General features: G+C 65.8%; 24 protein-coding genes and 1 rRNA gene. 24 read left to right on the forward strand and 1 reads right to left on the reverse strand.

Features of this window, described 5'->3' with window-relative positions; translation table 11 throughout:
• The first annotated feature begins 55 nt into the window (after positions 1–55).
• The 23 genes from ACIGKQ_RS13015 (at position 56) to ACIGKQ_RS13125 (ending at position 21,616) form a co-directional block, all read left to right on the forward strand.
• Complete coding sequence (locus tag ACIGKQ_RS13015; RefSeq protein WP_396573955.1) at positions 56–469, forward strand: hypothetical protein; 414 nt, start codon at positions 56–58, stop codon at positions 467–469.
• Positions 466–1,245 (forward strand): F0F1 ATP synthase subunit A, encoded by a 780-nt coding sequence (gene atpB / locus ACIGKQ_RS13020; RefSeq protein WP_396573957.1) that lies wholly within the window; start codon positions 466–468, stop codon positions 1,243–1,245. Before ACIGKQ_RS13015 ends, atpB begins: the two co-directional genes overlap by 4 nt.
• A gap of 79 nt (positions 1,246–1,324) precedes the next feature.
• Positions 1,325–1,582: a F0F1 ATP synthase subunit C gene (locus tag ACIGKQ_RS13025; RefSeq protein ID WP_266062098.1), complete on the forward strand. Its 258-nt coding sequence runs from the start codon at positions 1,325–1,327 to the stop codon at positions 1,580–1,582.
• Positions 1,583–1,633: 51 nt separating this feature from the next.
• On the forward strand, positions 1,634–2,125 hold the full coding sequence (locus ACIGKQ_RS13030) for a F0F1 ATP synthase subunit B (protein ID WP_235723781.1): 492 nt from the start codon (positions 1,634–1,636) through the stop codon (positions 2,123–2,125).
• Complete coding sequence (locus ACIGKQ_RS13035) at positions 2,126–3,475, forward strand: F0F1 ATP synthase subunit B/delta (RefSeq protein WP_235723780.1); 1,350 nt, start codon at positions 2,126–2,128, stop codon at positions 3,473–3,475.
• A 67-nt stretch (positions 3,476–3,542) separates the two neighbouring features.
• Entirely contained in the window at positions 3,543–5,174 is a 1,632-nt protein-coding gene (atpA, locus tag ACIGKQ_RS13040) for a F0F1 ATP synthase subunit alpha (RefSeq protein WP_235723779.1), read from the forward strand.
• Positions 5,175–5,216: 42 nt separating this feature from the next.
• Positions 5,217–6,149 (forward strand): F0F1 ATP synthase subunit gamma, encoded by a 933-nt coding sequence (locus tag ACIGKQ_RS13045; RefSeq protein ID WP_235723778.1) that lies wholly within the window; start codon positions 5,217–5,219, stop codon positions 6,147–6,149.
• Between the two features lie 34 nt (positions 6,150–6,183).
• Positions 6,184–7,632: a F0F1 ATP synthase subunit beta gene (gene atpD, locus ACIGKQ_RS13050; protein WP_235723777.1), complete on the forward strand. Its 1,449-nt coding sequence runs from the start codon at positions 6,184–6,186 to the stop codon at positions 7,630–7,632.
• A 9-nt stretch (positions 7,633–7,641) separates the two neighbouring features.
• On the forward strand, positions 7,642–8,022 hold the full coding sequence (locus ACIGKQ_RS13055) for a F0F1 ATP synthase subunit epsilon (protein WP_235723776.1): 381 nt from the start codon (positions 7,642–7,644) through the stop codon (positions 8,020–8,022).
• Positions 8,023–8,203: 181 nt separating this feature from the next.
• Entirely contained in the window at positions 8,204–8,647 is a 444-nt protein-coding gene (locus ACIGKQ_RS13060) for a DUF2550 domain-containing protein (RefSeq protein ID WP_235723775.1), read from the forward strand.
• Positions 8,648–8,682: 35 nt separating this feature from the next.
• Positions 8,683–9,330 (forward strand): cob(I)yrinic acid a,c-diamide adenosyltransferase, encoded by a 648-nt coding sequence (locus ACIGKQ_RS13065; RefSeq protein ID WP_396573960.1) that lies wholly within the window; start codon positions 8,683–8,685, stop codon positions 9,328–9,330.
• A 9-nt stretch (positions 9,331–9,339) separates the two neighbouring features.
• Positions 9,340–10,596, forward strand: a complete 1,257-nt coding sequence (murA, locus tag ACIGKQ_RS13070) for a UDP-N-acetylglucosamine 1-carboxyvinyltransferase (protein ID WP_396573962.1) — start codon at positions 9,340–9,342, stop codon at positions 10,594–10,596.
• A gap of 73 nt (positions 10,597–10,669) precedes the next feature.
• On the forward strand, positions 10,670–10,942 hold the full coding sequence (locus ACIGKQ_RS13075) for a helix-turn-helix transcriptional regulator (RefSeq protein ID WP_266062133.1): 273 nt from the start codon (positions 10,670–10,672) through the stop codon (positions 10,940–10,942).
• A 90-nt stretch (positions 10,943–11,032) separates the two neighbouring features.
• The gene (locus ACIGKQ_RS13080; protein WP_287016257.1) at positions 11,033–11,770 is read left to right on the forward strand and encodes an energy-coupling factor ABC transporter permease; all 738 of its coding nucleotides are present in this window, start codon (positions 11,033–11,035) and stop codon (positions 11,768–11,770) included.
• Complete coding sequence (locus ACIGKQ_RS13085; protein WP_266062108.1) at positions 11,767–12,159, forward strand: PDGLE domain-containing protein; 393 nt, start codon at positions 11,767–11,769, stop codon at positions 12,157–12,159. The genes ACIGKQ_RS13080 and ACIGKQ_RS13085 overlap by 4 nt, the downstream gene beginning before the upstream one ends.
• A 17-nt stretch (positions 12,160–12,176) precedes the next feature.
• Positions 12,177–12,953 carry a cobalt ECF transporter T component CbiQ gene (cbiQ, locus tag ACIGKQ_RS13090; protein WP_396573965.1) on the forward strand — a complete coding sequence of 259 codons (777 nt, stop codon included), beginning with the start codon at positions 12,177–12,179 and terminating at the stop codon, positions 12,951–12,953.
• Positions 12,950–13,774 carry an energy-coupling factor ABC transporter ATP-binding protein gene (locus tag ACIGKQ_RS13095; RefSeq protein WP_235723768.1) on the forward strand — a complete coding sequence of 275 codons (825 nt, stop codon included), beginning with the start codon at positions 12,950–12,952 and terminating at the stop codon, positions 13,772–13,774. Before cbiQ ends, ACIGKQ_RS13095 begins: the two co-directional genes overlap by 4 nt.
• A 124-nt stretch (positions 13,775–13,898) precedes the next feature.
• Positions 13,899–15,191: an NDMA-dependent methanol dehydrogenase gene (gene mdo, locus ACIGKQ_RS13100; protein WP_396573967.1), complete on the forward strand. Its 1,293-nt coding sequence runs from the start codon at positions 13,899–13,901 to the stop codon at positions 15,189–15,191.
• A gap of 304 nt (positions 15,192–15,495) precedes the next feature.
• Positions 15,496–16,740 carry a MoxR family ATPase gene (locus tag ACIGKQ_RS13105; protein ID WP_268900244.1) on the forward strand — a complete coding sequence of 415 codons (1,245 nt, stop codon included), beginning with the start codon at positions 15,496–15,498 and terminating at the stop codon, positions 16,738–16,740.
• 10 nt (positions 16,741–16,750) lie between these two features.
• Positions 16,751–18,283 (forward strand): VWA domain-containing protein, encoded by a 1,533-nt coding sequence (locus ACIGKQ_RS13110; RefSeq protein WP_235723765.1) that lies wholly within the window; start codon positions 16,751–16,753, stop codon positions 18,281–18,283.
• Between the two features lie 77 nt (positions 18,284–18,360).
• Complete coding sequence (locus ACIGKQ_RS13115) at positions 18,361–19,521, forward strand: iron-containing alcohol dehydrogenase (RefSeq protein ID WP_235723888.1); 1,161 nt, start codon at positions 18,361–18,363, stop codon at positions 19,519–19,521.
• Between the two features lie 44 nt (positions 19,522–19,565).
• On the forward strand, positions 19,566–20,966 hold the full coding sequence (locus ACIGKQ_RS13120; protein WP_235723887.1) for a sensor histidine kinase: 1,401 nt from the start codon (positions 19,566–19,568) through the stop codon (positions 20,964–20,966).
• Positions 20,963–21,616, forward strand: a complete 654-nt coding sequence (locus ACIGKQ_RS13125; RefSeq protein WP_235723764.1) for a response regulator transcription factor — start codon at positions 20,963–20,965, stop codon at positions 21,614–21,616. Before ACIGKQ_RS13120 ends, ACIGKQ_RS13125 begins: the two co-directional genes overlap by 4 nt.
• Positions 21,617–21,628: 12 nt before the next feature.
• Here the strand turns inward: ACIGKQ_RS13125 and mftM are convergent, their stop codons facing one another.
• Positions 21,629–22,456, reverse strand: a complete 828-nt coding sequence (gene mftM / locus ACIGKQ_RS13130) for a mycofactocin oligosaccharide methyltransferase MftM (protein ID WP_235723763.1) — start codon at positions 22,454–22,456, stop codon at positions 21,629–21,631.
• A 732-nt stretch (positions 22,457–23,188) separates the two neighbouring features.
• On the opposite strand from mftM, the gene ACIGKQ_RS13135 reads away from it, so the two are divergent.
• A 16S ribosomal RNA gene (locus tag ACIGKQ_RS13135) occupies positions 23,189–23,738 on the forward strand; the annotation flags it as partial.

Consider the following 23,738-nt stretch of genomic DNA (forward strand, 5'->3'; position numbering starts at 1 on the left):
GATCGCACGCGCGTTGACCCGTGCCCACGGGCGGGGAGGAGTTGAGGAGAGGCGAATGAGCACAGCAGCCCCTGACTCGACGTCGTATTACCCTGCCGCGCCGACCGGTTTGCGTCGTCCGGCGATCATCGCCGCGGTCGTCGTCGCCATCGTCATCGGCGTCAGCATCGCCGTCGGGCACGTATGGTTCGCGGTCTTCTTCGTCGCCGGAACGGTCGCGATCTTCGTGAACGCGATCCTGGTCCGACGAGCGGTCGAGGTCGTGGCCGCGCAAGAACACCCTCGCAAGCAAGCTCTTGCCGTCAACTCAGCCGTTCGCCTCGGGGCAATCACCGTCCTCGCACTGGTGGCGGCTTTCCTGGTCCGGCCCGATGGGCTGGGCGCGATGTTCGGACTCGCCATCGGCCAGGTCGTTCTGGTGCTCAACACGGTGATTCCGGTGATGAAAGGACTGCGTAAGCAGCTATGACCTCATTGTTCTTCCTGGCCGAGACCGCGCAAGAAGCCGAGGACGAAGCCGCGATCGAGGTGGGACACCACATCCACGTCGAGTGGCTGGGGATGACCGTCAACCTCGACACGGTGATCGGTAGCAGCGTCGCCGCGGTCATCGTGGTCGCGATGGCGTTCTTCGTCCGAAATCGGATGACCTCCAAGAAGCCGAACTCGGTTCAGCTGTACTTCGAGGTCATCACCGTCCAGATGCGCAACCAGATCGAAGGTGCGATCGGGATGAAGATCGCGGGCTTCGTGCTGCCGCTGGCGGTCACCCTGTTCACCTACATTCTGGTGGCCAACTGGCTGGCGATCGTGCCCTCGCAATACGGCACCAGCACCGGGTCCACCAGCGAATGGCTCAAGCCGCCGGCCAGCGATGCCAACTTCGCGTACGCGCTCGCCATCTTCGTCTTCGTCTGGTACCACGCCGCAGGTGTCAAGCGCCGCGGCATCATCGGCCACCCGGTCAAGCTGATCAAGGGTCACGCCGTCGGTATCGCGCCGGTGAACATCATCGAGGAGATCGCCAAGCCGGTCTCGCTGTCCCTCCGACTTTTCGGCAACCTGTTCGCGGGCACCATCATGCTCGGCCTGATCGCGCTGATGCCGGTCTACGTCATGTGGGCGCCGAACGCACTGTGGAAGTCCTTCGACCTGTTCGTCGGACTGATCCAGGCCTTCATCTTCGCGCTGCTGACCGTTCTGTACTTCAGCCAGGCGATGGAACTGGACGAAGACCACCACTAGTACGACCCGGACGGCGAACGCCGACCGGAGCAAAGACCTGGCACTGAAGTGTCAGTTTCACCCGAAAGGAAAGTTCTCAATGGATCCCAATCTGATCGGTATGGGCGCGTTGATCGGCGGCGGCATCATCATGGGTGGCGGCGCGATCGGTGCCGGTATCGGTGACGGCATCGCCGGCTCGCAGCTGATCGCCGGTATCGCCCGTCAGCCGGAGGCCCAGGGACGTCTGTTCACCCCGTTCTTCATCACCGTGGGTCTGGTCGAGGCCGCATACTTCATCAACCTGGCCTTCATGGCTCTGTTCGTCTTCGCAACGCCGATCTCCGGCCAGTCCTGATCTCGGTCTGACGACCAGATCCTCCAAGGATCAAAGGGAAATATCCGCACCATGAATCTCGCCGCAGAGAACTTCCTCATCCCCAATGGCACATTCTTCGTGTGTCTGCTGATCTTCGTCATCGTCTTCCTCATCATCCGGACGATGGTCGTGCCGCCGATCCTCAAGGTGCTCGACGAACGTGATGCCAGGGTCGCCAAGACCGTTGAGGACAACCGGGCGGCTGCGGCGAGCTACTCAGACGCCGAGACCGAATACCGGGCAGCGCTCAAGGACGCCCGGGGCGATGCCACCGGTATTCGGGACAAGGCCCGTGCCGACGGCAACGAGCAGTTGTCGGAGGCCAAGAAACGTGCCACCGCGGAAGCGGATTCGGTGCTGGCCGACAGCGTCGCGCAATTGAAGGCGGACGGCGACGACGCGGCCGCGACGGCACGCGCTGAGGTCGACCGTCTTTCGGCGGTACTCGCCAGCCGCGTGCTGGGCACCGAGGTGGCGCCGTCCGCTGCCGCGGCACCCGAGTCGACAGGAACGGTGAAGTAAGTGGACATCGTCATTGGAAACCTGATCGGTTTCGCGCTCATCGGCTTCCTGTTCTGGAAGTACGTGCGGCCGCCGCTGTCGCGAATGGTGGAGGCGCAGAAGGAGGCGATCAACCAGCAGGTCGTCGACAGCGCAGCTGCCGAGGAGCGCGTGGCCGACGCCCAGGCCGCACACGAACGTGCCCTCGCCGAGGCGAAGGCCGAGGCCAAGGAGATGCACGAGAACGCGCTCACCGATGCCAAGGGCATCGCCGAGGACTTCTCCGCGCAGGTCGACTCCGAGGTCAAGCGGATCAGTGAACACGGTAAGGCCCAGGTGGCTCTCAACCGGTCGAACCTGATCCGCGAGCTGCGCAGCGACCTCGGCCTGACCGCCGTGGACGGGGCCGGCAAGTTGGTTCGAGATCATCTCGCCGACCCGGGTGCCCAGTCCGACAGCATCGATCGGGTCATCGACGAGCTCGAGGCGATGGCGGCCGGCGGACCGTCCACGCAGGTCCCGCACACCGCGGATCTGATCGGGTTGCATTCGATGCGGGCGTCGAGCCGTGACGCTGCGCTCGCCGTGGCCGCCGAGTTCGACTCGGCTTCGCAGTCACTCGACTCCGCGGCGCTCACGACGGCGGCCACCGAGCTGACCGAGGTGATCCGGGTCATCGACGGCAACCCGGTGCTGCGCAAGCGGCTCACCGAGGACGAGGACAACGTCGACGGGCAGGTCGCCCTTGTGCAGAACCTGTTCGGCGGCAAGGTGTCGCAGATCGTCGTGGACATCCTGGTCGCCGCCGTCAAACAGCGGTGGTCGACCGCGGCAGACCTCACCGCGGCCTTGCGCCGACAGAACGCACTGGTCGTCCTGACCGCGGCGGAGCGTGACGGATCGATCGAGCAGGTCGAGACCGAACTGTTCGCCGTCGGACGGCTGCTCGACCAGAACCCACAGTTGGCGTCGTTGTTGTCCGATCACACCCATGACGGTGCGCGTCGGGTCGAACTGCTGCGTTCGCTGGTGGGCGAGAAGGTCGGGTCGCACACCTGGTATCTGCTGTCGCATCTGATCGTGCTGCTGCACGGTCAGCCCTCCGAGGTTGCCGTCGATCACCTGGCCGAACTGGCCGCGGCCCGTCGCGGCGAATCGGTGGCGCACGTGGTGTCCGCGACCCGGCTGTCGGACGCACAGACCGCGCGTCTGTCGACCGTGCTCGGCAAGATCTACCGGCGGACCATCTCGGTGCAGACCGAGATAGATCCGGAGATCATCGGCGGCCTGCGGATCGGTGTCGGCGATGAGGTGATCGACGCCGATGTCGCGACCCGGTTGGCGAAGGCGGCCGAGAGCCTGCCGCGCTGACCTGCACCGAACCCAACCCAGCAACTGACAAACCACCAGCCGGACTGAGCAAGAAAGACGAAAACCCATGGCGGAGTTGACGATCTCACCAGACGAAATCAAGGGAGCGATCGAGCAGTATGTCTCGTCGTTCGAAGCCGATGCCTCCCGTGACGAGGTGGGCATCGTCACCGACACCTCGGACGGCATCGCTCACGTGAGCGGCCTGCCCGGCGCGATGGCCAACGAGCTGTTGCAGTTCGAGGGTGGCGTGCTCGGCGTGGCCCTGAACCTCGACGAGGACGAGATCGGTGCGGTCATCCTCGGTGACTACGAGTCACTCGAAGAAGGCCAGCAGGTCAGCCGTACCGGCGAGGTGCTCTCGGTGCCCGTCGGCGACAAGTTCCTCGGGCGCGTCGTCGACCCGCTCGGCGCCCCGATCGACGGCCTCGGTGACATCGAGGCCGACGAGCAGCGCGTGCTCGAACTCCAGGCGGCCTCTGTGCTCGAGCGCCAGCCCGTCGAGGAGTCCCTGGCCACTGGCATCAAGGCCATCGACGCCATGACCGCCATCGGCCGCGGGCAGCGTCAGCTGGTCATCGGCGACCGCAAGACCGGTAAGACCGCGGTCTGCATCGACGCGATCCTCAACCAGAAGGCCAACTGGGACTCCGGCGACCCCGACAAGCAGGTGCGCTGCATCTACGTCGCGATCGGCCAGAAGGGTTCGACCATCGCCGGCGTCAAGACCGCGCTGGAAGAGGCCGGCGCCATGGAGTACACCACCATCGTTGCCGCCCCGGCGTCGGACTCCGCGGGCTTCAAGTGGCTCGCTCCGTACACGGGTTCGGCCATCGGGCAGCACTGGATGTTCCAGGGCAAGCATGTCCTGATCGTGTTCGACGACCTGACCAAGCAGGCCGAGGCCTACCGTGCCATCTCGCTGTTGCTGCGCCGCCCGCCGGGCCGCGAGGCCTATCCGGGCGACGTCTTCTACCTGCACTCCCGTCTGCTGGAGCGTTGCGCGAAGCTCTCCGACGAGATGGGTGGCGGATCGATGACCGGTCTGCCGATCATCGAGACCAAGGCCAACGACGTCTCGGCGTTCATCCCGACCAACGTCATCTCGATCACCGACGGCCAGGTCTTCTTGGAGTCGGACCTGTTCAACAAGGGTGTTCGCCCGGCAATCAACGTCGGTACGTCGGTGTCGCGCGTGGGTGGTGCCGCACAGACCAAGGGACTGAAGAAGGTCTCCGGTTCGCTGCGTCTGGAACTGGCACAGTTCCGCGAGCTCGAAGCCTTCTCGGCCTTCGCCTCCGACCTCGACGACGCATCGAAGGCGCAGCTCGAGCGCGGTGCGCGCTGGGTCGAGATGCTCAAGCAGGACCAGTACAGCCCCTTCTCGGTGGAGGACGAGATCGTCTCGATCTACCTCTGCGGTGAAGGCCACTACGACTCGGTGCCCGTCGACGACGTGCGTAACTTTGAGACGCAGCTGCTCAGCCACCTGCACCATGAGGCCAAGGGCGTCTACGACTCGATCGCAGGCGGCAAGGCTCTCTCCGACGATCAGGCCGAGGCGCTGGTCGACGAGACCAACAAGTTCAAGAACAGCTACCTCACCCACGACGGCAAGCGGGTCGTGAACGAGGCCGAGGCCAAGGCGATGGACTCGGAGAACGTCGAACACGAGCAGATCACGGTCCGCAAGTCGTGATCGCGTCGTCCGACATTCGTCCGCAGGAAGGGGTGAGAGCTCATGGCCAGCATTCGTGAGCTGCGCTCGCGCATCCGGTCGGTGAACTCGACGAAGAAGATCACCAAGGCCCAGGAGCTGATCGCGACCTCGCGCATCACCAAGGCGCAGGCGCGCGTGGCGGCGGCCAAGCCGTATGCACACGAGATGACCGAGGTGCTCTCGGAACTCGCGAGCAATGCGGGGTCGCTCGACCACCCATTGCTCGTCGAGCGCGAGCAGCCCAAACGCGCCGGCATCCTGGTCGTCACGAGCGACCGGGGCATGTGCGGCGGATACAACGCGAACGTGCTGCGTGCGGCCCGTGAACTGATGGCGCTGGTCCGCGACGAGGGCAAGGAGCCGGTGCTGTTCGTGATGGGGCAGAAGGGCGTCGGCTTCTTCAGCTTCCGCGGCACCGACATCGCCGACTCGTGGACCGGATTCTCCCAGTCGCCCGACTACAACGACGCGGCCACCGCCACCGGCTTCCTGGTGGACCTGTTCCTGGCCGGCTCCGGCGAGCAGGTAGAGCGGCCCGACGGCGAGGGCTCCCTCGAGGGGGTCGACGAGCTGCACCTGGTGTACACCCGGTTCGTCTCGATGTTGACGCAGGCACCCGAGGTGCGCCGGGTGGCGCCGCTGGTGGTGTCGGAGGCGGAGGTGGATCAGGACGCCGAGATCCACAAGCCGTCGCGTAACTATTCGTTCGAGCCGGCTCCGGAGGCGCTGCTCGACGCGTTGTTGCCCAAGTATGTGGCGACGCGAGTGTATGCGGCGCTGCTGGATTCAGCGGCGTCCGAGTCGGCGGCGCGACGCACCGCCATGAAGGCGGCCACCGACAACGCCGAGGAACTGGCCACGTCGCTGTCCCGTGAGGCCAACCAGCTCCGCCAGGCGCAGATCACCCAGGAGATCAGCGAGATCGTCGGCGGCTCCAGCGCTCTGGCCAACTGACCTATCGACCCAAAGAGGAAGTGACCCAACGACAATGACTGCAGCAGTAACCTCCCCCACGGGGGCCGAGACGGGATCGGCCGACGGCCGGGTCGTCCGCATCATCGGCCCCGTCGTCGACGTCGAGTTCCCGCGCGGCTCGATCCCAGATCTGTTCAACGCCCTGCACGCCGAGATCAAGCTCGAAGCGGTGGCCAAGACGCTGACCCTCGAGGTTGCCCAGCACCTCGGTGACAACCTGGTCCGCACCATCTCCATGCAGCCGACCGACGGTCTGGTGCGTGGGGCCGCGGTCAGCGACACCGGCAAGTCGATCGTCGTGCCGGTCGGCGATGTCGTGAAGGGTCACGTCTTCAACGCGCTCGGCGATTGCCTCGACACCCCGGGCCTCGGCCGCGACGGCGAGCAGTGGAGCATCCACCGCAAGCCCCCGGCATTCGACGAGCTCGAGGGCAAGACCGAGATCCTCGAGACCGGCATCAAGGTCATCGACCTGCTGACCCCGTACGTCAAGGGTGGCAAGATCGGCCTGTTCGGCGGCGCGGGCGTGGGTAAGACGGTGCTCATCCAGGAGATGATCACCCGTATCGCACGTGAGTTCTCCGGCACCTCGGTGTTCGCCGGTGTCGGCGAGCGCACCCGTGAGGGCACCGACCTCCACCTCGAGATGGAGGAGATGGGCGTTCTGCAGGACACCGCACTGGTGTTCGGGCAGATGGATGAGCCGCCGGGCACTCGTATGCGCGTGGCGCTGTCGGCGCTGACCATGGCGGAATACTTCCGCGATGTGAAGCACCAGGACGTGCTGCTGTTCATCGACAACATCTTCCGGTTCACCCAGGCCGGTTCGGAGGTCTCCACCCTGCTCGGCCGTATGCCGTCTGCGGTGGGCTACCAGCCGACTCTGGCCGACGAGATGGGTGAATTGCAGGAGCGGATCACCTCGACCAAGGGTCGTTCGATCACCTCGCTGCAGGCCATCTACGTTCCTGCCGACGACTACACCGACCCGGCGCCGGCGACCACCTTCGCCCACCTCGATGCAACCACCGAGCTCTCGCGTCCGATCTCGCAGCTGGGTATCTACCCGGCCGTGGACCCGCTGACCTCGACCTCCCGCATCCTGGAGGCCTCGATCGTCGGTGACGAGCACTTCCGCGTCGCCAACGAGGTCAAGCGCATCCTGCAGAAGTACAAGGAACTGCAGGACATCATCGCCATCCTCGGTATGGACGAGCTCTCCGAAGAGGACAAGGTCACGGTGCAGCGTGCTCGCCGTATCCAGAAGTTCCTCGGCCAGAACTTCCTCGTCGCCGAGAAGTTCACCGGCCAGAAGGGCTCGGTCGTTCCGCTCGCCGACACCATCGAGGCATTCGATCGGGTCTGCAAGGGTGAGTTCGACCACCTGCCCGAGCAGGCGTTCAACAGCTGCGGTGGCCTCGACGACGTGGAGGCAGCCGCCGCCAAGATCAGCGGAAAGTAGCGAACCACCATGGCAGAGAAGTCCTTTCACGTCGAGGTCGTCGCCGCTGACGACAGGCTCTACTCGGGTGAGGCGACCTTCGTGATCGCGCAGACCACTTCTGGTGAGCTCGGTGTGATGGCGAACCACGAGCCGCTGTTGGGCCAGTTGGTGGCCGGCGGTTTCGTGGTGGTCGTCGAGGAGGGCGGCAACCGTCGCACGCTCGCCGTCCAGGGTGGATTCCTGTCGGTCACGGGCGAGGCGGTGACCATCCTCGCCGAGTCGGCGCAGTGGGCCGACGGCATCGATGCCGCTGCCGAGCGCGCGGCCATGGAAGCTGCCGACCCCGGCTCCGACGAGTACAACCGCGCGCATTCCCGGTTGGTCGCGGCCGAACACACCGCCAAGTAGACAGCTCGGCTCAACGGCCGGTCACCGCCAGTTGGCGGTGACCGGCCGTTGTCGTCTTTCCGGATCCGTCTGGCATGCTGGAGGTAGAAAAGACCGCTCGAGTCGCTCGACTCGTTGCCGGTGCGTGACAGCCCGCGCTCTGGCCTCAGCCCCACGTCGGTCGTTTTCGGAGGTTCGCCTGGTGTCGTTGGTAGCGATCTTGCTCGGTGTCCTACTGGTCGCCGCCTTGATCGTGTGTGGCCTGTTGGCGTACCGATTGAGTCAGCTGCGTCGAATGGGCACGCCCGTACTGTTGCGCCCGATCCCGGCCGCCGACGACGAGGGGTGGCGTCACGGCACCGTTCATTACAGTGACGACGCATTGCGGTATTTCCGGCTCACCGCGCTGCGGCCCGGCCCCACCCGCACGCTGGTGCGGCAATCGATCGAGATCACCGGACGGCGCCGGCCATTCGGTAGTGAGTCCGACATCTTGGAGGGCATGGTGATCGTGGAGTTGGCCGCCGGCGCGGACGCCCACGGTGGAGCCTACGAACTGGCGATGGCGCCCGGGGCGGTTACTGCATTCCAGTCCTGGCTGGAATCGCGCCAGAATGAACGCTCCCAGCGACGCCGTACCGCGTGAGCGACCCACGCGACGCGGGGCACTAGATTCAGACCATGGCTGTACATCTCACCCGCATCTACACACGTACCGGCGACGACGGCACTACGGGCCTCAGCGATTTCTCGCGGGTCTCCAAGACCGACCTGCGGGTCGCAGCGTACGCCGATTGCGATGAGGCCAATGCGGTCATCGGCATGGCGCTGGCATTGGCCGACCAGGTGCCCGCCGAGGTCGCCACCGTGCTGGCGACGGTGCAGAACGACCTCTTCGATGCGGGAGCCGACCTGTCGACCCCGGCGATCGAGAATCCGCAGTACCCGCCGTTGCGGATCGAACAGAGCTACATCGACGCACTGGAGACTTGGTGTGATGAATTCGGGGAGGGATTGCCCGCGCTGGATTCCTTCATTCTTCCCGGGGGCACGCGACTGAGCGCCCTGCTGCATCACGCACGCACCGTCGCCCGCCGGGCCGAACGCTCTGCGTGGGCGGCCGTCGATGCCGAACCGGATACCACCAGCGTGCTTCCTGCCCGCTACCTGAATCGGCTGTCGGACCTGCTATTCATCCTGGCGCGCGTCGCGAATCGGCCGCCGGTCGGTGGCGGGGACGTCAAGTGGGTGCCGGGTGGGGATCGTGCCCGACCCGGGGCGGGCCGGCGGGGCGGCGGTCCGAGCGGAACGAGCGCCGACGAAGGCTAAGGTGGCACCGTGAGTGATCGCTTTATGGTGTCCGGTGGCGCCCGCCTGTCCGGTGAGGTCTCCGTCGGTGGGGCCAAGAACAGTGTGTTGAAACTGATGGCCGCCTCGTTGCTGGCCGAGGGCACCACCACACTTACGAATTCACCCGAGATCGCAGACGTGCCGTTGATGGCCGATGTGTTGCGAGGACTCGGAGCCGTGGTGTCGATCGACGGCGACACCGTGATGATCGATGCGCCGGCCGAACCGAAGTTCCACGCCGATTTCGATGCGGTCAAGCAGTTCCGCGCCTCGGTCTGTGTGCTCGGTCCACTGATGGCCCGATGCCATCGCGCGGTCGTCGCCCTGCCCGGCGGCGACGCCATCGGGTCCCGGCCACTCGACATGCACCAGGCCGGGCTGCGCGCACTCGGGGCGCACAGCTCCATCGAACACGGCTGTGTGGTGGCCGAGGCGGACACTCTGATCGGTGCGCCGGTAGCCCTTGAGTTCCCATCGGTGGGTGCAACGGAGAACATCCTGATGGCGGCGGTGCTCGCCGAAGGTGTGACCGTCATCGACAACGCTGCGCGCGAGCCGGAGATCGTCGACCTGTGTGTGATGCTGCAGCAGATGGGCGCCCAGATCGACGGCGCGGGCACGTCGACGCTGACCGTCACCGGCGTGGAGCGACTCCATCCGACCACCCACCGGGTCGTCGGCGATCGCATCGTCGGTGCGACATGGGGAATCGCCGCGGCGATGACACGCGGTGACGTCACCGTGCGCGGTGTCTCGCCCGACCACCTGCAGTTGGTCCTCACCAAGCTGCGCGACGCCGGGGCCACGGTGGACACGTTCGACGACGGATTCCGGGTGCGTCAGGATCGTCGCCCGACCGCGGTGAACGTCTCGACACTGCCGTTTCCCGGGTTCCCGACGGACCTGCAGCCGATGGCGATAGGTATGGCCGCGATCGCCGACGGGATGTCGGTGATCACCGAGAATGTGTTCGAGGCGCGGTTCCGCTTCGTCGAGGAGATGGTGCGACTCGGTGCTGATGCACGTACCGACGGGCATCACGCGGTGCTGCGCGGCATCGAGCGCTTGTCCAGTGCCCCGGTGTGGTGCTCGGACATCCGTGCCGGCGCGGGTCTGGTATTGGCCGGGCTGGTCGCCGACGGGGTGACCGAGGTGCACGATGTCGAGCACATCGACCGCGGGTATCCGCGTTTTGTGGAGAATCTGCGCAACCTCGGCGGGGAGATCGAACGAGTGGGCGAGTGAGGTGACTGCCGACCGCGGTCATCGACCGGCCGCCGGGGACGCGGCGAACGTCCCGCCCCCGCCTCGCCGCGACGTGGACATAGCCGCGTGGTCCACCAGGTTCGACCTGCTGTCCGACCCACACCGACTGGAGATCCTCATCGTGCTGCATCAGCGGCCGGGCATCATCGTAGGTGACCTCGCCGCGGCGGTGGGTCGGACGGAAACGGCTGTCTCGCAGGCTCTGCGGGTGCTTCGACACCAGGGGTGGGTCAGCTCCACCCGGCAGGGCCGTTCGGTGAGCTATCGGCTCGACGACGAAACCGTCCATCAGTTGCTGCATTGGATGGGCGCCGGGCACTCGTAGTGCAGGACCCCACCTGACCGATCGGCTAGTCTGTCCACCTAAACATCTGAATAAGTGGACAGATGACGGTGGTGTGCTTACGGTTCGACCATGTTCTCGACGACCTCATCGTCCACCGCAGTGGCGATGCACATGAGTGACGGCATCATCGACGCGCCGACGTCTGCGGTGTTCGCGGTGATCGCGGTGGCCGGCCTCGCGCTGTGTACCTGGCGTGCCCGCGCCGACCTGGACGAGAAGACGGTGCCGATGGCGGGTCTGGTCGCAGCGTTCATCTTCGCGGTCCAGATGATCAACTTCCCGATCCTGCCGGGGGTGAGCGGTCATCTGCTCGGTGGGGCCTTGGCGGCAATCCTGGTAGGGCCGTTCACCGGAGCCCTGTGCATCGCCATCGTCCTGATCGTGCAGGCGTTGCTCTTTGCCGATGGTGGGGTCACGGCGCTGGGCGCCAACATCACGAACATGGCGCTGATCTCCACTGTCGTCGGCTATGCGGTGGCAGTCGGGATGATGCGGCTGATCGCGCGCCGAACCTGGACGGTCGGTCGTCTGGGGGTGGTGGCCTTTGTCGCCGCCCTGTGCGGAACGCTCGCGGCCGCAACCGGTTTCATCGTCGAATACGAGATCGGGGGCGCCGCGACGCAGTCGCTGACTGCTGTGGCCGGCTACATGTGGGGTACGCACGCCCTCATCGGCGTGGGGGAGGGGCTGATCACCGCCGTCACCGTGATGGCAGTCGCCCGCACCCGCCCCGACCTGGTGTACCTCCTGCGGGCCCGACCGCAGTCGGTGGCCGCGGACACCACCAGGATGGGAGCGCACGCATGACCACGTCCAACCGCGCGCACCGCTTGGGTCGCAGGGCATTTCTGGTGGGATTCGGCTTGGCAGCGCTCGTCATCGCCGGTGTCGTGTCGTACGCGGCCAGTGCCTCGCCGGACGGACTCGATTCGACGACATTGCGCGGATGCGAGACGATCGTCGTCGACGGAACCGAGAATCTGGCCGGCGACTGTATCGCGCAGCACGCCACCGAGCACGCGCTGGCATCATCACCACTCGCCGACTACTCGGTCGGTGGAATCGGGTACTCCAACGGCATCGCAGGCGTCATCGGCGTGCTCGTGACCCTCGCCATTGCGGTTGCCGTGTTCTGGCTGATCGCTCGACGCCGGACCGACGGTCGCGCCGCGACTCGTGGCGCCGGCCGACGCTGAACCGGAGTTCGCACACCATGGGCGCAGGCCACGCACACCCGCTCTACCGATCCGCGACATCGGTGGTACATCGGGCACCTGCCGAGGCCAAGTTGGCGGCGCTGGTGGTGTTCGTGTTTGCCGTGGTGGCCACGCCCCGCGAAGTGTTCTGGCCTTACGCGCTCTACGCGGCGATGCTGCTGACGATCTGGCGGTTCGCAACGATCCCGCTGAGATGGATGCTGCCGCGCATGCTCATCGAGGCGCCGTTCGTGGTGCTCGCGGTGCTGCTGCCGTTCTCCGAAGGCGGTGAGCGCGCGCACGTCGCGGGTATGTCGCTGTCGGTGGCCGGGCTCTACGCGGCGTGGGGGATCGTCATCAAGGGCACGCTCGGGGTGGCGGCCTCGCTGACGTTCGCGGCGACCACCCCGGCCAGTGCGCTGCCGGTGGCGCTGACGCGCCTCGGCATGCCTGCCACCGTGACGCCGGTGATCGTCATGATGTTGCGGTACGCGGATCTGTTGTCGGCGGAGATCCGCAGGATGCACATCGCTCGGTTGGCGCGCGGTGACTCACCGCGCACTCTGCATCGGGCCGGCGCGATCGCACAGGGTATCGGTGCGCTGTTCCTGCGGTCCTACGAACGTGGCGAACGTGTGCATCTCGCGATGATGTCGCGCGGTTTCAGCGGCGCGATTCCGGAGATGCCCGGCGTCGCCGGGTCGGCGCGTGCCAGCGCGCGTCAGTGGCTCGCGGTGACCACGCCCGCGACCATCGCTGTGATTATCGCCGTGATCTCATGGGGAGCAACATGATACGTCGGAAGTCCACTGCTGGTTCGGAGCCGCTCCCGTCGACCGGTGTGGCGGTCGAGGTCAGCGGCGTCCGATACACCTATCCCGATGGGCATCGGGCTCTGGACGGAGTCGACCTGCGAATCCGCGCAGGCGAGCGGGTCGCTCTGCTCGGGCCGAACGGCGCAGGGAAGACGACCCTGATGCTGCACCTCAACGGGGTGTTGACGCCGACCGAAGGTGTCGTGTCCATCCACGGGCGGATCGTCGACAAGAAATCGGTGCGCGAGGTCCGGCGGCAGGTGGGCGTGGTGTTCCAGGATCCGGACGATCAGCTCTTCATGCCGACCCTCGCCGAGGACGTGGCCTTCGGACCCGCCAATTTCGGCGTCGAGGGGCAGGCGCTGGCCGAACGTGTCGACGAGGCGCTGGCCGCGGTCGGGATGCGCGAGCAGGCGCAGCGCAGTCCCCATCACCTTTCCGGGGGTCAGCGTCGTCGCGGGGCGCTGGCATCGGTGCTGGCATGCCGGCCCGACGTGCTGGTCCTCGACGAGCCGTCGGCCAATCTCGATCCCGTCGCGCGCCGCGAACTCGCCGAGACGCTGATCGGACTGGACACGACGATGATCGTGGTGACTCACGACCTGCCCTACGCCGCGCAGCTGTGCGACCGGGCGGTGATCGTCGACGAGGGGCGGGTCGTCGCCGATGGCGCCATCCTCGATGTACTGGCCGACGCGGAGACGTTGGCGCGGCACCGTCTCGAGTTGCCGTGGGGATTCGACGTGGACACCATGCGCGCCCTGTCCGAACGGACAGGGCGCCGGGTGCCAACCGGATAGCACTCCGGCGCCAAGGGCGGGTTTGCACTCCGAGATCTGTTGTCCGCCAGTGTGACGCGCGTAACGTCGCCGGTGTTCACCACCGATGCCGATATCGCGCAGCGCGCGCAGGAGGACAGTCACCATGCAGGTCGACGAGCTACTCAAACCATTCCCCATCAAAGAGTTCCATCCCTTCCCGCGGGCGATGATGGGCCCCGGCGCCCACGAGATGATCGGACCCGAGGCGCTGAAGCTGGGTTTCAAGCGCACCCTGGTGATGACCACCGGACTGCGGGGCAGCGACACCGTCCACAAGATCGTCGAGTCATGCAAGTACCACGGACTGGAAGTGGTGCTGTTCGATCAGGTGGAGTCCAATCCGAAGGACTACAACGTGATGGACGCGGTGTCGCTCTACAACTCCGAGCAGTGTGACTCCTTCATCTCGATCGGTGGTGGATCGGCCCATGACGCGTGTAAGGGAGCGCGCATCTCGGTGGCGCACGACGGACGAAACATCAACGAGTTCGAAGGCTTCAACAAGAGCGAGAACCCGAAGAACCCGCCGCATATCGCGGTGTCCACCACGGCGGGCACGGGATCGGAGACCTCCTGGGCCTACGTCATCACCGACACCACCACCGACCCGGACAAGCCGCACAAGTATGTGGCGTTCGACGACGCGTCGGTGACCACCCTCGCGATCGACGATCCGGTGCTTTACTACGACTGCCCGGTCGCGTTCACCGCACAGTGCGGGTTCGACGTGCTCGCGCACGCCTCCGAACCGTATGTCTCGCGGTTGAACTTCCCGCCGTCGATGGGCAATGCACTGCATGCGGTGCGATTGACCGCACGACACCTGCGTGAGGCCACGTGGAACCCCACCGAACTCGCCGGCCGCGAGGGCATGATGTACGCGCAGTACATCGCGGCGCAGGCCTTCAATTCGGGCGGCCTGGGCATCATCCACTCGATCAGCCACGCGGTGTCGGCTTTCTACGACACCCACCACGGACTCAACAATGCGATCGCGCTGCCGCGTGTGTGGGCATTCAACATGCCGGTGCTCTACGAGCGCTTTGCCGATCTCGCCGAGGCGATGGGCGTCGACACGCACGGTATGACCAAGGTTCAGGCTGCTGATCAGGCGCTCAATGCGGCGATCCGGTTGCTGCGCGATGTGGGTATCCCGGAGAAGTTCACCGACGTGACGCAGGACTCGCACATCAAGAACCGGCTCGGTCAGGGCCCGACCAGGTTCTACGAGAACCGCAAGGAGATCTCGGGTGCGCCGGAGTCCATCGACGCGATCACCAACCACGTGCTCGGCGACGCCTGCACTCCGGGTAACCCGAAGGAGTGCACGTTCGAAACCGTGCGACCTGTCGTCGATCACGCCTTCAACGGCGACCTCGATGACCTGATCTCGTAGGGGCGCCACCCCTACGGCGCAGACGGGTGGCGAATCCACTGCCCCCGACCAGGTTTCGCCACCCGTCTGCATTCACCACCCCAATTTCGATCACCGTGACCCGCCCACAGAACCGGAGACACCGATGTCCGTGCAGTTCGCCGACGAGCCCGACGAGTTCGGACCGACGAGCCCCGATCCCGCCCGGTCCATGAGTGGCTCGCGTGGCACCGGTGGGGAACGGCCACCCCGATCTGGGGGTGGCACGGGTGACGGGGAATCACCCCGCGGGGGTGGCACGGATGACGGGGGATCCGCCCGTCCCCTGAGGAGCCCGCGAGGAACGAGCGGGCGTCACGAAGGGTCGCCCCCCTTCACCGACGTCGCCGACGTGATCGAGAAATTCGCCGCAGCAGGCTATCTCGCCGATCAGCGCCTCGCGACGACGGTCTTCTTGCAGAGCCGGCTGGACAAGCCGATCCTGCTCGAGGGGCCTGCGGGAGTCGGCAAGACCGAACTCGCCAAGACACTGGCAGAGGTCACCGGACGCCACCTGTTGCGCCTGCAGTGCTACGAGGGCCAGGACGAGACGACCGCGCTTTACGAATGGGATTACGGCAAGCAGCTGCTCTACACACAGGTGCTGCGCGAGAAGATCAGCCAGGTCGTCGAGGATGCCGCGACACTCACCGAAGCGGTCGACCGGATTGGTGCCGAGGAGAGCGTGTTCTTCTCCGAACGCTTCCTCGCACCGCGGCCGCTGCTGGAAGCCGTGCGCTCCGAAAGGCCGGTGGTACTGCTCGTCGACGAGGTCGATCGTGCCGACGAAGCGCTCGAGGCGGTCTTGCTGGAACTGCTCGCCGAGTATCAGGTCTCTGTGCCGGAGATCGGTACCTTCGTCGCTACCCACCAGCCGATGATCGTGTTGACCTCCAACAACACCCGGGATCTGTCGGCCGCGCTCAAACGACGCTGCCTGCACCTGTCGCTGGACTACCCCGATGCCGACCGTGAACTGGAGATCATCAAGTCCAAGGACACCGGGTTGTCGGAGGCATTGGCCGCACAGCTCGTGCAGATCGTGCGCGGGTTGCGCGAGCTGGATCTGCGCAAGGCGCCGAGCATCTCCGAGGCCATCGACTGGGCGCGGACCCTCGCTGTTCTCGGTGCCGACGACCTCACCGCCGAGATCCTCTCCGACACCGCCAATGTCGTGGTCAAATACGACCGGGACCTGACTCGTGCGATCGATGCCATGCCCAGGTTGGTCGATCCGAATGCCGAAGTGCCCGAACATTTGCACGGGCACTCGCACGACCACGGCCACTCGCACGACCACGGGCACTCCCATGACCACGGGCATTCCCACGATCATGACCATTCGCCCGGGCACGAGACGAACTCGGGGCCGGCGCGGCGGGCCGCCAAAGATCTTCCGGGGCGTCACGGACAGGACTACTACGGATCGCCGGGCGCCCGCAGCGAGGCCGGTACCAAGGGCGGTGTGAGTCCGGGTCAGGGGAGCCGGTCGTTCCAGCGACGAGGCGGCACCGGCAAGCGGCCGTTCTGAGGCGAGCAGGATGGAAGGGGCGCTGCACCGGTTCGTCCGGTTGCTACGACTACACGGGATACGGATCGGTGTATCCGAGGCGATGGATGCCATGCGAGCCACCGCGACGGCGGAAGTCCTCGCCGATCGTGAGCTGCTGCGATCGGCACTGGAGGTATGCCTGATCAAGGACCGCCGCGACGAGGACACCTTCAACGAGGTCTTCGACCGGTTTTTCGGTCTGCGGCCGGTGGTCGACCGCGACGACGGGCATGGGCACTCGCACAGCCACGACGATCTCAGCGACACCGGCGAACTCGAGGAGTACACGCTGTCCGAGGACGTCAGCGAGACTCCGCAGCAGGGACACAGTCACGGACCGCCGTCCAACATCCGGCAGTACTTCGACCCGGAGGATCTCGCCGAGCAGTACAACTTGCATCAGGAGGCCAACAAACTCGATATGGCATCGCTCACGGACGAGATCGTGCTCTCGGCCGACGAGGTCCCGAACTCGGAGGCCGCCGCGCGGGTGCAGCTCACGGTGTCCCGACTGCACAACCCGGGCCGTCCGGGTGATCTCGTCGCCGGTACGCCGACCGAGCTCGACACCGAGCTCTCCGTCGCGCAGGAGATGGCGCTGCTCGAATGGCTCGACACCGACGAGTCCGCGGGTGGACAGCCAGACGCCGAGGAGTTGGCGGCGCTACGGCGCGCGCTGGCCGGCCTACTCGACGGGCTGCCGGAGAAGTTGCGAGATCACCTCGAGCAATTGATGGCCACCGACCACGAACTGGAGAGCCGCGAGATCAAGGCCTCGGTGCGTGAGGTGATCCACGAGCAGGACCGGGCGAGCCTCGAGGAATCGATCCGCCGCCTGATCCGCAGTCTGCACGGAGCTCCGCGCGCCCGCCGCAAACTCGCTGCGCGGGGCACCGTCGACGGCGCTCGCACCATGCGCGCGAACCTGCGCTACGACGGGGTGCCGTTTCGTCCCGTCACGGTCGCCAAGGTCACCGATCGTCCCAGCCTGCTGGTCCTGGCCGACGTGTCATTGTCGGTGCGTGCGGCGGCCCGGTTCACCTTGCAGCTCGTGCACGGGCTGCAGAGCATGGTCGCCCACGTGCGGTCCTTTGCCTTCGTCGCCGACCTCGTCGAGATCACCGACCTGTTCGCCGAGCACCCAGCCGAGGAGGCGTTGTCGCTCGTTGTCTCGGGGCTACCCGCCGGCGGAGTGCTCGACACCGACGCCGACTCCGACTACGGACACGCGCTGGAGACCTTTCTCGAGGAGTTCGGTGGCGCGGTCAACCGTCGCACCACCGTCATCGTCCTCGGGGACGGCCGAACCAACGGCCGGGACCCCAACCTGCCCGCATTCGAGGAGATCACGCGGCGGGCCCGGGAGACGATCTGGATCACGCCCGAGCCGAGCTATTCCTGGGGCCTGGGATCGTGCGACCTTCCCGCCTACGCGACGATGTGCGACCGGGTCCATGTTGTCCACGACCTGTCCGAGTTGGAGCAGGTGTCGGTCGACGCGATCGGGCCAGTACACCGGTGATCGCCCGCGTAGGATCGCGAACAGGCAACCGGCGCTGGGACGGGTGAGGTGACGTGGCAACCGAGGCGGGCGCGACGATGATCCGCACCGGTGTGCGGATCGCCAAATTCCACACCCCGGAGATCATCATCGGGCACGGGTCGTTGGCCGAGGTGCCGCGTGCGGCCGATGGCCTGGGCGTGCGGCGACTGATGGTCGTCTCCGACCGGCCGTTGATGGCGACCCCGTGGTACTCGGAGCTGTGCGATCGCCTGCGCTCGTCGGGGCTGCAGGTGTATTCGTTCACCGGGGTGTCGCCGAATCCGCGCGCTCCCGAGGTGTCCGCCGCGCTCGAACACTACGAATCGGCCCGCTGTGAGGGCATCGTCGCACTCGGCGGTGGATCGGTCATCGATGCCGCCAAAGGAGTTGCCGTGCTCGCCGCGAACGGCGGACACATTCTGGAATACGAGGGCATCGATCGGGCCCGCCGACCGCTGCCGCCGTTGGTCGCCGCACCCACCACAGCCGGCAGCGGTTCGGATGTCTCGCAGTTCTGCATCATCAACGACGTCGACCGCCGCACCAAGGTCACCATCATCGGTCGCGGGCTGGTCCCCGACGTCTCGGTCATCGACCCGAGGGTGCTGGCAACACTGCCCCCGGAGGTCGTCGCGCAATCGGGGATGGACGCCATCACCCACTGCATCGAGGCCTATGCGTCGATCGCCCACAACCGACTCACCGACATCGCGGCCCGCTCGGCCATCGGTACGGCCTGGCGCAGTCTGGAGCGGCTGGTGGAAGACCCGGGCGACGCACAGGCCGGACTGGACATGGCCTACGCCGCCCTCGAAGCCGGCATGGCGTTCACCAATGCGATCCTCGGTGCGACCCACGCGATGAGCCACCCGGTGGGCGGTCTGTGCGATGCGCCGCATGGGGCGATCAACGCGGTGCTGTTGCCGCATGTCATCAGGTTCAATGCCGAGACCGACCCGCAGCCCTACGCCGAATTGGCAGAAGCGGTGGGTGTCGCCGCCGCGTCGTCGGCCCATACGACCGCCGAACGGTTCGCCGCGCGTGTCGCCGACCTCTCCGCCCGCGTCGGCCTGCCCGGATCGTTGACACCGCTCGGGGTTCGCCGCGAGGATCTCGCCGTGCTCTCTGCCCACGCACTGGCCGACGCATGCATGACCACCAATCCCCGTCAACCGACTGCAGATGACGTACACCGGCTGTATCGGGAGGCATTGTGATGGCCGGGCACCGCGCCCCGGCGCCAGGGCCCGTCGATCCGGTGATGGACGCGCCTCCCGACCACGACGTCGTCGGTGGAATCGACGATCGGTTGGAGTCCCTGGTCGGATTGCATTCGGTCAAGGGATCCCACTATGCGCAATTCCGTGGAGTGGAACAGCGGTTGTCGCGGGTCGTCGACGCGCTAGACCGGATATCGCGGGCACTTGTGCAGACCGCCGAGGGGCCCGAGAACCTGGTGCTGTCGGTCGTGCGCGCCGCCCAAGAGCATCTGGGCGCGGAGTGGGTGGTGTTCGCGCTGTGCGATGGCGAGCTCGATCGCACGGGACCACGGCATCTGATGATGACCCAGGACGGCACCATCCTCGCCTTCGAGGGCGTTCAGATGGCGCGGGCGCCGAGGCACCTGCCCGCCGACGTGCTCAACCGACTCAACGACATCCTGCGCAATCAGATGGATCGTCTGACACGTCCGGTGGTCGACGATCATCACCTGCATGTGCCGGTACATCTCGACGGCCGGGTGGTCGGCGGGTTGTCGGCATGGACGCCGCCCCACACACCGGTGGACTCCTCGGATCTCGTCGTGATGCGGATTCTGGCGCGTCAGGCAGCTGTCGCGCTGCTCAACGCCGCGCTCCTCGAGGAAAGCCGCCATCAGCTGACCCGGGCCGAACACGCGTACGCGCAGGCTTCCGAACAGGCTCGGGATCTTGCGGCGCGCAACCTGGAACTCGAGCGCACACAGCGTGAATTGTCCGCCGCCATGCGACAACGCCTCGTGGTGGAGGAACGCGAGCGCATCGCTCGAGAGCTGCACGACTCGGTCACGCAGTCGGTGCTGTCGGCGGGTATGCAGATCGAGGTGTGCCGGATCGATGCCGAACCGCGTACGGCGGAGCGGCTCGAGGTCGCCGGACGACTCACGCGCGATGCGGTCGAGCAGCTTCGCTCGGTGATCTATGCGCTCAACCAGTCGCCGACGGTCAGCGAGTTGAGCCTGGGGGAGGTTCTCGACGGGCTGTGTTCGATGCACATGCCGGCCGACCTGGAGACCGAGGTGCGTGTGGTGGGGAGACCACGAGACCTGCCCGACGACGTTCAACACGCCATCCTTCGGATCGCCGGGGAGGCACTGTTCAACACCGCCGTGCACGCCGAGGCGTCCACGGCCCGACTGACCCTCTCCTACGGCGATCACCTGATCTCGCTGAGCATTGACGACGACGGGGACGGGGACCCGGCGCACATGCGCAAGGTGTTGCGCGCCGCAACGCTCGGCGACCTGGCCGGGCGGCATCGCGGTCTGGCCAATATGGCCACCAGGGCAACCGAACTCGGCGGTGGCCTGCGCATCCGACGATCACGCCTCGGCGGTGTGCGCATCGGCGTCGAGATCCCGGTGACCGGGGCCACGGGTTCGGGGACGAGGGAGGCAACATGACAGCACCCGAGACCACGGCGGTTCGCACGATGCTGGTGGACGACCACGCCCTGTTGCGTGAGGGCATCCGATCGCTGCTCGACCGAGAGTCGTCGATCGCGGTGGTCGGCGAGGCGGACTCGTATGAGAACGCACTTGCCGAGGTGACCCGATGTCGACCCGACGTGGTCGTGGTCGACCTCAAGCTGACCGCCGGCACGGAGTATGAGGGCCTACGGCTGATCGGCGAGATCGCGCAGCGTCACCCCGGTGTGGCCGCGCTGGTGTTGACCACATTCCTCGACGACGACCTCGTGGTCCGCGCGGTCAAGGCCGGAGCCCGCGGCTACGTCGTGAAGGACGTCGACACCACCGAACTTGTCCGTGCGATCCAGGCGGTGTCGGGGGGTGGCAGCGCCTTCGACCCGCGCAGCGCCGCGATCGTGCTGCGTACGGTGTCCGGGGAGGGAGGGGTGTCGGAGGGTTTGACCGAGCGTGAGCGCGAGGTCCTGCGCCTGCTCGCCGACGGATTGTCGAACAAACGCATCGGGCAGACGCTTTACATCTCCGAGTCGACGGTCAAGTTCCACATTCGCAACATCATCCGCAAACTCGGAGTCTCCAAGCGCACCGATGCCGTGTACATCGCCAGCAAACGAGGATTGATCTGATCATGCGACGGTCTATCGCGGGGTGAGGACCATCCAGCCGCCGTGATCGTCGAAGAACTCGACGGTCGCAGGCTTTACGAGCTCGGCCCAATGACGCAGGTGGCTTGCAGTCAAGCGCAACAGATGTCCGAAGTGCTCACTGGGGTGGTCTTCGTAGGGCACAGCGACAACGACGCGTCGGCGCGCCACCCGCAACGCCTCGGACAACGCACGACGAGCCGAGCCATCGTCGAGGTGTTCGAGCAGGTGGATCAACGTCACCGTGTCGACCGAGTCGGCACCGAACGGGAGTGCGGTCGCGTCGCCGACAACCGCCGACACGTCGTCGCCACGTCGGCGCGCGGCAGACTTCAGCAGCGCGGTGGCACCGGGGGAGATATCACAGGCGTGTACCCGCCGGCCATCGCCGGCGCACTGCAATGCGAGGAAACCGAAACACGAACCGACCTCCAGAACGCTCTCGCCGATCACCAGAGACCTGGCCCGTAGATGAATCGGGGCAAAAGGCGAGCGTCCGTCGGCCAGTTCGGCGAGGGAATTGTCGTAGAACGCCGCCCACGCGCGGTCATCATCGGGCGCAGAAGTTCGGATCACACCCAGCGCGGCCTGCTCGAAAGCATGCCGACCGGCGAGGATCCCGAGGTTCACGAGATGAAGTAGTCCGTCCACCATCGACGCGTCGCTGATCGTCGATGCGTCCAGCCGGTGGATGATCTCGACTCCGTCGATGCCCGGACGCCAGGCGAACGGACCGCAGTTGACGAAGCCGGCGGGGACACTCAGGGTGCGACGCACCGCTACGCGAGTCGGCGGCGGGTCGACACAAGCGAGCGCTGTCATGCCTTCACGCTATGGACGGTCTTGACCTGCAGTAACTGCCCATCGAGGTCCGGTGACTGTCCAAAAGGACGGGATCAATGGCGCAGATCACACAGAGATTCGCACGTCTCAGGCCGGGTAGTGCGCAGTCATCGCGGCCGGACGCACGTCTATGACCTGCGATGATGCTGCGGAGCCACGCTGCTGACCAGGCGATTTGGATATGGCCGCGAGAGTGCGTAACTTTCTTCGAGTCAGCGCGCCACGGCGCCGCCCCGGACGCCCCGAGAGGGGAAACGGGGAAGGGAAACCGGGTTCTGCACTGACCGCCCCCGAGAAATCGACCGGGTCGCTTGATGCGCCAGGTTTGACATCTCGGACTGCCAGACACTCCCGATCGGACCACGACCGAGAGTTGCGGGCCGCGAAGAGCGTCTGGTAGGTTGGAAGAGTTGCGCCGGAGACGGGCAGCGAATCCAAATTGAACGAAAGCTCGCAGGTGAGCGCCCTTTCACGGGGTGGTGCTGGTGGGTGTGTGTTCTTTGAGAACTCGATAGTGTGTTGATGGATTGTCTGATGCCATTTGTTTGGCATCGTGTGTCCAAGTGTTTTTGGATATGGATGATTTTTGTTTTTGTGGCATCTGCCCTGTGGGGTGGGTGTTGCTAGTTTTTGTTTGGTCAGGTTTTTGTCTCTCTGGCTGAGATTGTGTTGAAAGTCTGCCGGCCTGTGGTTGGTGGTTTTCGATAGGTTTTCATGGAGAGTTTGATCCTGGCTCAGGACGAACGCTGGCGGCGTGCTTAACACATGCAAGTCGAACGGAAAGGCCCAGCTTGCTGGGTGCTCGAGTGGCGAACGGGTGAGTAACACGTGGGTGATCTGCCCCTGACTTTGGGATAAGCCTGGGAAACTGGGTCTAATACCGGATATGACCTTCTCTCGCATGGGAGTTGGTGGAAAGCCTTGTGCGGTTGGGGATGGGCCCGCGGCCTATCAGCTTGTTGGTGGGGTAATGGCCTACCAAGGCGACGACGGGTAGCCGACCTGAGAGGGTGATCGGCCACACTGGGACTGAGACACGGCCCAGACTCCTACGGGAGGCAGCAGTGGGGAATATTGCACAATGGGCGCAAGCCTGATGCAGCGACGCCGCGTGAGGGATGACGGCCTTCGGGTTGTAAACCTCTTTCACCAGGGACGAAGCTTTTGTGACGGTACCTGGAGAAGAAGCACCGGCCAACTACGTGCCAGCAGCCGCGGTAATACGTAGGGTGCGAGCGTTGTCCGGAATTACTGGGCGTAA

Source organism: Gordonia sp. NPDC062954 (assembly GCF_044543825.1).
Lineage (GTDB): Bacteria > Actinomycetota > Actinomycetes > Mycobacteriales > Mycobacteriaceae > Gordonia > Gordonia tangerina.